Annotated in this window: 10 protein-coding genes; 4 read left to right on the top strand and 6 right to left on the bottom strand. The window is 61.2% G+C overall.

The features are described from left to right. Positions 1-57 precede the first annotated feature (57 nt). A complete protein-coding gene (locus ACIQLI_RS09235) occupies positions 58-549 on the bottom strand; it encodes a DNA alkylation repair protein (RefSeq protein ID WP_400387406.1) in 492 nt (163 codons plus the stop codon). A gap of 60 nt (positions 550-609) precedes the next feature. Here ACIQLI_RS09235 and ACIQLI_RS09240 point away from each other — a divergent pair, with 60 nt between their 5' ends. Then, on the top strand, positions 610-1,698 hold the full coding sequence (locus ACIQLI_RS09240) for a YhcG family protein (protein ID WP_400387409.1): 1,089 nt from the start codon (positions 610-612) through the stop codon (positions 1,696-1,698). Positions 1,699-1,716: 18 nt separating this feature from the next. Here the strand turns inward: ACIQLI_RS09240 and ACIQLI_RS09245 are convergent, their stop codons facing one another. Next, positions 1,717-2,703: a dienelactone hydrolase family protein gene (locus tag ACIQLI_RS09245; protein ID WP_400387412.1), complete on the bottom strand. Its 987-nt coding sequence runs from the start codon at positions 2,701-2,703 to the stop codon at positions 1,717-1,719. 140 nt (positions 2,704-2,843) lie between these two features. Between ACIQLI_RS09245 and ACIQLI_RS09250 the strand changes: the two genes are divergently transcribed. Further along, positions 2,844-4,301, top strand: coding sequence for an HNH endonuclease (locus ACIQLI_RS09250; protein WP_400387415.1), 1,458 nt, complete (start codon positions 2,844-2,846; stop codon positions 4,299-4,301). 60 nt (positions 4,302-4,361) lie between these two features. Here ACIQLI_RS09250 and nrdF read toward each other — a convergent pair whose 3' ends face one another. From nrdF to nrdH, 4 genes are all read right to left on the bottom strand, one after another. Further along, positions 4,362-5,336 (bottom strand): class 1b ribonucleoside-diphosphate reductase subunit beta, encoded by a 975-nt coding sequence (gene nrdF / locus ACIQLI_RS09255; protein ID WP_400387418.1) that lies wholly within the window; start codon positions 5,334-5,336, stop codon positions 4,362-4,364. Between the two features lie 123 nt (positions 5,337-5,459). Beyond that, positions 5,460-7,601 (bottom strand): class 1b ribonucleoside-diphosphate reductase subunit alpha, encoded by a 2,142-nt coding sequence (gene nrdE / locus ACIQLI_RS09260; protein ID WP_354227265.1) that lies wholly within the window; start codon positions 7,599-7,601, stop codon positions 5,460-5,462. Between the two features lie 11 nt (positions 7,602-7,612). Next, positions 7,613-8,083, bottom strand: a complete 471-nt coding sequence (gene nrdI, locus ACIQLI_RS09265; protein WP_400387421.1) for a class Ib ribonucleoside-diphosphate reductase assembly flavoprotein NrdI — start codon at positions 8,081-8,083, stop codon at positions 7,613-7,615. Positions 8,084-8,145: 62 nt separating this feature from the next. Beyond that, a complete protein-coding gene (nrdH, locus tag ACIQLI_RS09270) occupies positions 8,146-8,388 on the bottom strand; it encodes a glutaredoxin-like protein NrdH (protein ID WP_011775022.1) in 243 nt (80 codons plus the stop codon). 396 nt (positions 8,389-8,784) lie between these two features. Between nrdH and ACIQLI_RS09275 the strand changes: the two genes are divergently transcribed. Beyond that, entirely contained in the window at positions 8,785-9,750 is a 966-nt protein-coding gene (locus ACIQLI_RS09275) for a LysR family transcriptional regulator (protein ID WP_354227056.1), read from the top strand. A 50-nt stretch (positions 9,751-9,800) separates the two neighbouring features. Continuing rightward, complete coding sequence (locus ACIQLI_RS09280) at positions 9,801-10,304, top strand: DUF2004 domain-containing protein (protein WP_172325525.1); 504 nt, start codon at positions 9,801-9,803, stop codon at positions 10,302-10,304. The last annotated feature ends 11 nt before the right edge of the window (positions 10,305-10,315 follow it).

The following is a 10,315-nucleotide window of genomic DNA, read 5'->3' on the forward strand; positions in this document are numbered from 1 at the left end:
GCCTCTCACCTCAATGGCATGTGGTGAGGGAAACGCTAGGCGGGTCGCTGGTGCTTATCAAGGGGTGGCGGTGCCTGCCGCCAGGGCCGCGGCGTGCCGTAGCTCCGGATCCGGGTCTGCGGCCCACCGTCCCAGTACGCGTTCAGCGCGTTCCTTCGCCTGCCCCTCCAGGCGTGCCATCAAGGGACGCACCACATCCTTCGCGAGGGGATCCACCAGTTCGCGGGTCCCGGCCTGCCTGATGAAACCTTCAATGCGGGTCAGGTCGGTGTTGACCAGGATGCCGACTTTGGTTTGCAGCAGGACCACTGCTGCAAGGCGCCGTTCAAAGACCGGCTCCGCGTAGAGCTCCGAACCTAAGGCAGTGACGTCGTCATGGTCCAGGTTCTTGTACCGCTTGAGCGTATCCCTCACCGTTCCCCGCACGGCGCCCACGGATGCGCCATACACCTTCAGTGCCCCGCCCAGACGCTCACTGGCCTCTGCAGCTTTCTCCCAGGTGGATTCCATCTGCAGGGTGTGGTCCATGAATTCACCGGCTTCGCTCACCCGTCTATTTTGTCAGTGCCTCCGCTTAGCGTGGTCACACCAGCAACCGACAGGAGCACCATGCCGTCCCAAGAGCTCGCCACCGAAGCATCATTTCCGGGTGTCCCGGCTGCTTCGTCCATGCCCGACTGGTATCCCACCTTGCTTCACACCGTGGCACAAGAGGTCCGCGTTGGCAGGACCCGGGCGATGGCAGCGGCCAACAGTGAGTTGTTGAATTCGTACTGGAGCATTGGCCGACAGCTCGCCGAACGCGAATCCGAGCAAGGATGGGGCGCCAAGGTAGTGACCCGCTTGTCTGCCGACATCCGGACCCGGTTCCCGGAAGCGAAGGGCTTCTCCCCCAGAAACCTGAGGTACATGAAGAGCTTCGCCCAGGCCTGGCCCGATTTCCCAATGTTGCAAGCACCGCTTGCAACATTGCCCTGGTACCACCAGATCGCACTCCTGGAAAAGCTCGACGACGCCGCCACGCGACTCTGGTACGCAGCGGCGGCTGCCCAGCACGGCTGGTCCCGCAACGTGTTGACCCACCAGATCTCGACGCGCTTGCACGAACGCTCGGGGCAGGCCATCACCAACTTTGCCTCCACGATGATCCCAGCCGATTCGGACCTGGCGCAGCAGGCGACCAAGGATCCCTACGTCTTCGACTTTCTGTCCATGAGTGATCGGCACACCGAACGGGACTTGGAGCTGCAGTTGGTGAAACACGTGGAGAAATTCCTGTTGGAGCTGGGCCAGGGGTTCGCCTTTGTCGGCGAGCAGGTCCGATTGGAGATTGCCGGCGACGAGTTCTTCGCAGACCTGCTGTTCTACCACTTGAAGTTGCGCTGCTACATGGTGATTGAACTCAAGGCCGTGAAGTTCGAACCCGGGTTCCTGGGGCAGCTGGGCATGTACATGGCGGCAGTGGACGACCTCATGGCGCACCCCGAGGACAAGCCAACTATCGGACTGCTGCTGTGCAAGGAGAAGAACAGCGTGGTGGCCGAGTACGCACTGCGTGGATTCAACGCTCCTGTGGGCATTGCGGAGTGGAAGACATCCCTCCCGGACTCACTCCCCGACGAGTTGGTGGCGAGCCTGCCGAGCATCGAAATTCTGGAGGCAGAGCTGGCGAGTGAAGCTGCGCGGTTGCAGGGTTAGGTTCCCGCGTGGTGCGGCCTAGACGTTGTCCTTGAACCAGGCCAGGGTGTCGTTCCACGCAGCGGTTGCCTGCGCTTCGACGTATCGGTCGCCGGTGTCGTTGTGGAAGGCGTGATCCACGCCGGGGTACACCTTGAGTTGGTGCTTGACCGTTGAGGCGTTCAAGGCTTCCTGAAGTTGGGGCATAGCGCCGGTGATGCGGGCGTCATTCTCGGCGTAGACACCAAAGACCGCCGGTTTGATGGTGGGAACCTTGGCCAGGTCCGGTGCTGGACCGTAGAACGCGGAGGTGGCTTTGAGACTTTGGATCTCGGTGCTCGCCTGCCAGGTGATGCCTCCGCCGAAGCAGAAGCCGACCATGGCGATCCGGCCCTTCTCCACGAAGTCCTGGCCGTTGAGGTACTCGAACGCGGCTTTGAAGTCGCCCACATGCCTTTGCGCACCAGCCTGCGTCAGTGCACCCGGGACGGCATCCGGGTCCATATTCGCTGTGCCGCCCTCCCTGCTCAGTAAGTCCAGCGCCAACGCCGCGTAGCCTTCCTTGGCGAAGCGCCGGGCGACGTCGTGGATGTGCGGTGTGAGCCCACGGTTTTCGTGGCAGATCAGGACGCCGGGTCCCTTTTGACTGCCCTCGGGCCGGGCCAGGTAAGCGCTGATTTCCGTCCCGTTGGAGTCAAACTTCACGGTTGCTGTCATCAATCCTGCCGCACCCTCAGGGACAGAGAGTGGGCTCTTGGCGTTGGGAACGGCCATTGTAGCGGTCCCTGCAGATCCTGGCTCAGACGCCGACGACGTCGCGGGCGAAGGCGTTGGCATCGGATCGGTTGTCGCGGGAACCTCTTCCGGAGTGCAGCCCACCAGGGTCATGGCAGCCGCAGCCGCCGTCATGCTTCCCATGATGAATGCCACCCGCCGGGTGAAGGTCTTGTGCGACATGTCCCCCGAGCGGTAGTCATCGTAGAACTCTTCGATCAAGTACTTTTCGAACTTCTCCAGCTGCGCCATGGCGAACCTTCCGACGATGTCGCGTATCCTCCCCTGATGTAAAGACGCAGACAAGGGCGGGAGGGTTCAGACCGAGTCCGCCGGCACCTCCCCCGGGCAACCGACCTAATAATGTCAGTGCCCCCTGCGAGAGTTGGGGCATGAAGCAGATCCGGGAAGGGCAAGCGAAGTCGGCGGCGTTGTCTGCTGCGCCGTTTCTTGCTGTTTCCGGGGATGTGGGCCGGACTGGCACCATCAGTGGTGACCTGATCGGTCAGTTGCGGGTGTTGGAGGAAATGAAGTCGGCTATTTCCGGGTTGCAGGCGCAGATTGCTGTGGCGTTTGATCTGGCGCAGCGGGCTGAGCAGGCCGAGGCCGGGATGCCGGCGGCGGAGCGTGGCAAGGGTGTCGGGGCGCAGGTGGCGTTGGCGCGGCGGGAATCACCCAACCGTGGCTCGAGGTTGTTGGGCCTGGCCAAAGCCCTGGTGACGGAGATGCCGCGGACCCTGGCGGCGTTGAACAAAGGCCTGCTCAACGAATGGCGGGCGACGCTGTTGGTGAAGGAAACAGCGTGTTTGTCCGTGGAGGACCGGGCCGCGGTGGACGCCGAACTCGCCCCTGATACCGGGACGTTCGACGGTGTTGGTGACCGGGCCCTGGTCGCCGCCGTGAAAGCGGCCGCGTACCGCCGTGATCCACGGTCAGTTGCCCAGAGGGCCAGCCATGCCGCGACGGAACGGACCGTGAGTCTGAGACCGGCACCGGACACCATGACCTACCTGACCGCGCTGCTCCCGGTCGCCCAGGGCGTGGCAGCCTATGCCGCGTTGACCCGGGCCGCTGATGCCGCCCGTTCCAGTGGTGATCCCCGTGGCCGTGGCCAGGTCATGGCCGACACCCTGACCGAACGCATCACCGGCACCCCGGGCGGGGTCGCCGGGGTTGAACTCCAGCTCGTCATGACCGACCGGACCCTGTTCCAAAGCGACTCCGAACCCGCCCGGCTCCACGGCTACGGCATCGTCCCGGCGGAGTGGGCCAGAACCCTCATCGGTCCGGGAGAACAGACGCAAGGACGCAGGCAGGGGCCAACGGGACAGCGACCGTTACCCCAGCGTGCCCCTTCAGCCAGCCAGGAAGTCCCGGCAAGCCGCGGGTCCTCGCCAGCACGGACAACACCGACGGGCAGTCAGTCGGGCCATGGGCCGGTGCCGGAGGAAGATCACGACTTCGCGGTCTGGGTCCGGCGGCTTTACACCGCACCCGGGAGCGGGGAACTTTTGGCGATGGGCTCCAAGGCCCGGCTCTTCCCGCACCGACATCGGCGGTTCATCCAAGCCCGCGACCATACCTGCAGGACGCCTTACTGCGACGCGCCCATCCGGCACATCGACCACATCGTGCCCTGGCACTTAGGCGGCACCACCACCCTGGACAACGCCGCAGGACTCTGCGAAGCGTGCAACCACACCAAAGAAAACCCCGGCTGGACCGCCACCCCCCTGCCCGCAGAAACCCTCCCCGCAGACACCCACACCCTGCACATCAGCACACCCACCGGACACAGCTACCAATCCAAAGCCCCGCCACTCCCCGGACACCGACCCTCCAGAACGTGAACCAGACAAAAGAAAGGCGGACAGCGATTGCTCGCTGCCCGCCCTGAATTGAACGACTGCTTAGAACTCCCAGTCCTCATCCTCCGTGTTGACAGCCTTGCCAATCACGTAGGAGGAGCCCGAGCCGGAGAAGAAGTCGTGGTTCTCGTCGGCGTTCGGGGACAGGGCCGACAGGATGGCCGGGTTCACGTCGGTGACGGAAGCCGGGAACATGGCCTCGTAGCCGAGGTTCATGAGGGCCTTGTTGGCGTTGTAGTGCAGGAACTTCTTAACGTCTTCGGCCAGGCCGACACCGTCGTAGAGGTCATGTGTGTACTGGACTTCGTTTTCGTACAGCTCGAAGAGCAGTTCGAACGTGTAGTCCATGATTTCCTGCTTGCGGGCGTCGGAAACCTTCTCCAGGCCCTTCTGGAACTTGTAGCCGATGTAGTAACCGTGCACGGCCTCGTCACGGATGATGAGGCGGATGAGGTCGGCCGTGTTCGTGAGCTTGGCGCGCGAGGACCAGTACATGGGCAGGTAGAAGCCCGAGTAGAACAGGAAGCTCTCCAGCAGCGTGGAGGCAACCTTGCGCTTCAGGGGATCGTCGCCCTGGTAGTAGTCCATGACGATCTGCGCCTTCTTCTGCAGGTTCTCGTTCTCGAGGGACCAGCGGAAGGCATCGTCAATCTCCTTGGTGGAGCACAAAGTGGAGAAGATGGACGAGTAGGACTTGGCGTGCACCGACTCCATGAAAGCGATGTTGGTGTACACGGCTTCTTCGTGCGGGGTGATCGCATCAGGGATCAGCGAAACGGCGCCGACGGTGCCCTGGATCGTGTCCAGGAGAGTGAGGCCGGTGAAAACGCGCATGGTGAGCTGCTGCTCATCCGGCGTCAGCGTGTGCCACGACTGGACGTCGTTGGACAACGGCACCTTCTCCGGGAGCCAGAAGTTGTTGACCAGCCGGTTCCAGACTTCCACGTCCTTGTCGTCCTGGATCTTGTTCCAGTTGATGGCCTCGACGTGTGTCAGCAGCTTGACCTTTTCGGTCATTTCATCCCCTTAAAGCGATGGTTTTTCTTGAGATAAGCCTACGACGGCGGGTGGGAACCCGCCGTCGTGCTCTTTAGTTTTGAGTGCAGCCGGGGCCGCAATTAATCGACCGATAAAGGTTGATTACAGCATGCAGCTGACGCAGCCTTCCACCTCAGTGCCCTCCAGCGCGAGCTGGCGGAGACGGATGTAGTAGAGGGTCTTGATGCCCTTGCGCCATGCGTAGATCTGCGCCTTGTTGATGTCGCGCGTGGTGGCGGTGTCCTTGAAGAACAGCGTCAGGGACAGGCCCTGGTCCACGTGCTGCGTGGCAGCGGCGTAGGTGTCGATGATCTTCTCGTAGCCGATTTCGTAGGCATCCTGGTAGTACTCCAGGTTGTCGTTGGTCAGGTACGGAGCCGGGTAGTAGACGCGGCCGATCTTGCCTTCCTTGCGGATTTCGATCTTGGCGGCCACCGGGTGGATGGAGGACGTGGAGTTGTTGATGTAGCTGATGGAACCGGTAGGCGGCACGGCCTGGAGGTTCTGGTTGTAGATACCGTGCTCCATGACCGAAGCCTTCAGCTCGCGCCAGTCATCCTGGGTGGGGATGTGGTGGCCGGCGAAGAGCTCAGAGACCCGTTCCGTTGCCGGAACCCATTCCTGCTCGGTGTACTTGTCGAAGAACTCACCGGATGCGTAAGTGGACTTCTCGAAGCCGCCGAACGTCTGGCCGGTCTCGATGGCAAGGCGGTTGGAGGCGCGCAGAGCGTGGAACAGCACCGTGTAGAAGTAGATGTTGGTGAAGTCCAGGCCCTCTTCGGAACCGTAGTGGACGTGCTCGCGGGCAAGGTAACCGTGGAGGTTCATCTGACCGAGGCCGATGGCGTGGCTCTGGGCGTTGCCCTGTGCGATGGACGGCACCGAGTTGATGTAGGACATGTCGGACACAGCGCTGAGGGCGCGGATGGACGTCTCAATGGAGCGGCCAAAGTCCGGCGAATCCATGGTCTTGGCAATGTTCATGGAACCGAGGTTGCAGGAAATGTCCTTGCCCACGGTCTCGTAGCTGAGGTCTTCGGCGTAGATGGACGGCGAGGAAACCTGCAGGATCTCCGAGCACAGGTTGCTCATGGTGATCTTGCCGTCAATCGGGTTGGCCCGGTTAACGGTGTCTTCGAACATGATGTACGGGTAGCCGGACTCGAACTGGATCTCCGCGAGGGTCTGGAAGAACTCGCGGGCACTGATCTTGGTCTTCTTGATCCGGGAATCGTCAACCATCTCGTAGTACTTCTCGGTCACCGAAATATCGGAGAACGGGACACCGTAGACCTTCTCGACGTCGTACGGGGAGAAGAGGTACATGTCCTCGTTCTTCTTGGCGAGTTCGAACGTGATGTCGGGAACCACAACACCCAAGGAAAGCGTCTTGATACGGATCTTCTCGTCAGCGTTCTCGCGCTTGGTGTCCAGGAAGCGGTGGATGTCCGGGTGGTGGGCGTGCAGGTACACGGCCCCTGCACCCTGGCGGGCACCGAGCTGGTTGGCGTAGGAGAAGCTGTCTTCGAGGAGCTTCATCACGGGGATGACGCCGGAGGACTGGTTTTCAATCTGCTTGATCGGGGCACCGTGCTCGCGGATGTTGGTGAGCGAAAGAGCCACACCGCCGCCACGCTTGGAGAGCTGAAGGGCAGAGTTGATGGCGCGGGCGATCGACTCCATGTTGTCTTCGATGCGGAGCAGGAAGCAGGAGACGAGCTCGCCGCGCTGCGCCTTGCCGGCGTTGAGGAACGTGGGGGTAGCCGGCTGGAAGCGGCCGTCGATGATTTCGTCGACGAGGCGGTTGGCCAGGTCTTCGTCGCCACGTGCCAGGTGCAGGGCAACCATGCAGACGCGGTCTTCGTAGCGCTCCAGGAAACGCTTGCCGTCGAAAGTCTTCAGCGTGTAGGACGTGTAGAACTTGAAGGCGCCGAGGAAGGTCTCGAAGCGGAACTTCTTCTTGTACGCGCGGTTGAAGAGGTCGCGGATGAAGTTCATCGTGTACTGGTCGAGGGTCTCGCGCTCGTAGTACTGGTTCTTCACCAGGTAGTCGAGCTTCTCTTCCAGGTCATGGAAGAACACCGTGTTGTTGTTCACGTGCTGCAGGAAGTACTGGTGCGCAGCTTCACGGTCGGCTTCGAACTGGATCTCGCCGTTGGGGCCATACAGGTTCAGCATGGCGTTGAGCTCGTGATAACCCAAGCCCTTGAAAGCCTCAGGCAGCGGCTTCTTGACCGTGTCCACAGCGCCCCCGGTTACTTCTGTTTCTGCGACAGTTGTGTCCAAAACTTTTCCAGCCCTTCGTTGACCCGTTGAACGTCTTCCGGCGTCCCCATGAGTTCAAATTTGTAAAGATGCGGCACCTTGCACTTAACGGAAATGATGTCCCCCGCTGCGCAGTAGTTGTCCGCGAAATTGGTGTTCCCCGCTCCGATAACACCGCGGATCAGTTCCCTGTTCCCGTGATCGTTGAGAAATCTGATGACCTGCTTCGGCACCGAGCCTTCGCCGTTTGTTCCGCCGTAAGTGGGCAGTACAAGGACGAAGGGTTCGAGGGCCCGCAGCGGAGCATCCTGGGCATACAGCGGAATGCGTGCTGCATCCGTACCCAGTTTCTGGACGAATCGTTTGGTGTTCTCGGAGGTCGAGGAAAAGTAGATGAGGTGACTCCTCGTGGTCACAGCTTCCGCAGCATCGCGTACGGGTGCCGCTGCCAGCGGTGCCATGGGAGTCACCTCGACTACATAGGAATTCTTAGTGTGCTGTGGTGGCGAAGTTTGAATGAAACTTAGGCCACGGAGGAAACGGCCTGGGCCAGTTCCTCGATCTTGTCCGGGCGGAAACCAGACCAGTGGTCCTGCTCGGTGACGACAACCGGAGCCTGCATGTAACCCAGTGCCTTGAGGCGCTCGAGGGCCTCGGCATCCTGGGAGATGTCGACACTCTGGTAGGCAATGCCCTTCTTGTCGAGTGCCCGGTAGGTTGCGTTGCACTGAACACAGGCCGGCTTCGTGTAAACCGTTACGGTCATGATCCCTGTCCCCTTAGTTGAAGTCTGTCGCTCTTCGTATCTGGCGGGCTCAACCGGAACTAGCTACTGAATCCGATACCGGCCCGCGGGCTGCCGTGACAGCCAACACGCTCTGATTTTGTCTTGTGCTGGTTTCCCGCTCAATCCGTAAATCGATACTACATGTAGTGCAAGCGTCGAACTGGAACCCCAAGATGATGTATTACAAGTATGTCATTCAATCCACTGCTCGTCCACAGGCGAGGGCCCTCAAAATGTCCGTGATTCCGCCAAATTGATAGATGTCATCCACACCCTGTGGACTACTTAGCCACATTTAATCTCCAGCGTGTCGCCGGGATACGGCGTGTCGTGACACTTTGAAAATGTGGCGTGGCGAACAGCTAAAATCTGCTGATGGTCAATCTCCTCCACCTCCGGACGCTCATGGAAGTCACCCGTTTGGGTTCCTTTGCTGCCGCCGCCGCCCAGCTTGGCTACACAGCCTCGGCAGTCTCCCAACAGATGGCGGCGCTGGAACGCGATACCGGCGTCGAGCTTTTCCAACGGTCGGCGCGGAGCGTTGTTCCCACGGAGGCTGCCGTGACCATGACCCGGCACGCATCGAAGGTACTGACCGACGTCGAGGCCCTCATGGCTGCGGCTTCACGAACCAACGACTCCCCCGCGCAGGAACTGAGGCTTGGCATCTTCCCCAGCCTTGCCACCTACGTGTTGCCGGAGATCCTCCGGAACGATCGGTGGAACGGGCTGGGCATTGAGCTCCGCGTCTCCGTGGCGGAACCCGCCCAAACCATCCAGGGCCTGCGCAGCGGCGGCGAATTGGATGTGGCGCTGGTCTATCAGGTGGGGCAGTCCGGACTGGCCTGGCCGCATTCCCTGGAACGGCAGTGGATCGGGGACGACGACTTCAGGGTGGTGCTGCCGGCGTCCTGGAAAATCCGGGAGGATGCCGAGATAGAAGCCGCCCATCTGTCCGACATGCCGTGGATCGTCCACCACCCCGGCACCAGCGACGCCCTGGTGATTGAACGCCTGTTTGCCAGCTGCAACCTCCACCCGCGGGTGGTGGCCTACAGCGACGATTTCCACGCCAGCTTGGAGATGACCGCCGCCGGCCTGGGTGCCTCGCTGGTACCCGAACTGGCGCTCCGGAACCGGCCATCCGGCGTCGTGGTCCTTGACGTCCCGGACATTCGCTTGGCGCGTAACGTCTTCGCCCTGCTCATCAACGAAAAGCGGACCGCTCAAGTGCAGTTGTTCACACAACTGCTGGCCGACACCCTCCGGGAAACCTCCGGCAGGAGCGGACTTCACCCCCTGAAAACCGCGCCTGTCAAGGGTCCGCAACGGCGCAGGTGAAATATCCCCAAGTGCTGGAACCCGCCGGTTGATGGGGTTAGATTGATCACATGGGCAAGGTAGCGAGCAAACATTTTGGGGAGATCGAGCTCAATCACGGGCGTGAACATTGCTTCGTCGCGAGACACGAACTCGCCGGCAACCAGTTGGAGCTGGACCTCAATGTCACCGCGCACGACCACTTCGATGAGGCCGCAATGCGCAAGGTGGACTACAGGTTGCGCTTCCTGCCCGAACTGGTGGACCAGGTCAGGGAAATGATTGCCGACGAGCTCGACCAGGACGGCACCAATCCGCAACAGTTCCTGCACTTCCATAGCTCACAGCTCAAGGACGAGCAGCTGGAATCGGTCTTCGGCGTCCGGGACAAGGGCCAACTGACCAATGATGTGTTCCTGAAAGCTCTCAAGCTCGGCCACGTGGCCATCTACCCCGGTCAGCCGGAGCGGTATTTTGTCCTGGACTTCACCCTCGGATCCCATTTCACGGACGAGCTCCTGGTAGTCGCAGCCGACGAAGACGGCGTGGTGGATGACGAAATCCTTTGGGAGTAGCAAGCAACGCT

The organism is Paenarthrobacter sp. NPDC091669, from assembly GCF_044756725.1.
Taxonomy (GTDB): domain Bacteria; phylum Actinomycetota; class Actinomycetes; order Actinomycetales; family Micrococcaceae; genus Arthrobacter; species Arthrobacter bambusae_C.

Bases quoted from the DNA above. Each gene is read 5' to 3' on its own strand.
- ACIQLI_RS09240 (WP_400387409.1), top strand. From the start codon at position 610: ATGCCGTCCCAAGAGCTCGCCACCGAAGCATCATTTCCGGGTGTCCCG.
- ACIQLI_RS09245 (WP_400387412.1), bottom strand. From the start codon at position 2,703: ATGGCGCAGCTGGAGAAGTTCGAAAAGTACTTGATCGAAGAGTTCTAC.
- ACIQLI_RS09250 (WP_400387415.1), top strand. From the start codon at position 2,844: ATGAAGCAGATCCGGGAAGGGCAAGCGAAGTCGGCGGCGTTGTCTGCT.
- nrdF (WP_400387418.1), bottom strand. From the start codon at position 5,336: ATGACCGAAAAGGTCAAGCTGCTGACACACGTCGAGGCCATCAACTGG.
- nrdI (WP_400387421.1), bottom strand. From the start codon at position 8,083: ATGGCACCGCTGGCAGCGGCACCCGTACGCGATGCTGCGGAAGCTGTG.
- nrdH (WP_011775022.1), bottom strand. From the start codon at position 8,388: ATGACCGTAACGGTTTACACGAAGCCGGCCTGTGTTCAGTGCAACGCA.
- ACIQLI_RS09275 (WP_354227056.1), top strand. From the start codon at position 8,785: ATGGTCAATCTCCTCCACCTCCGGACGCTCATGGAAGTCACCCGTTTG.
- ACIQLI_RS09280 (WP_172325525.1), top strand. From the start codon at position 9,801: ATGGGCAAGGTAGCGAGCAAACATTTTGGGGAGATCGAGCTCAATCAC.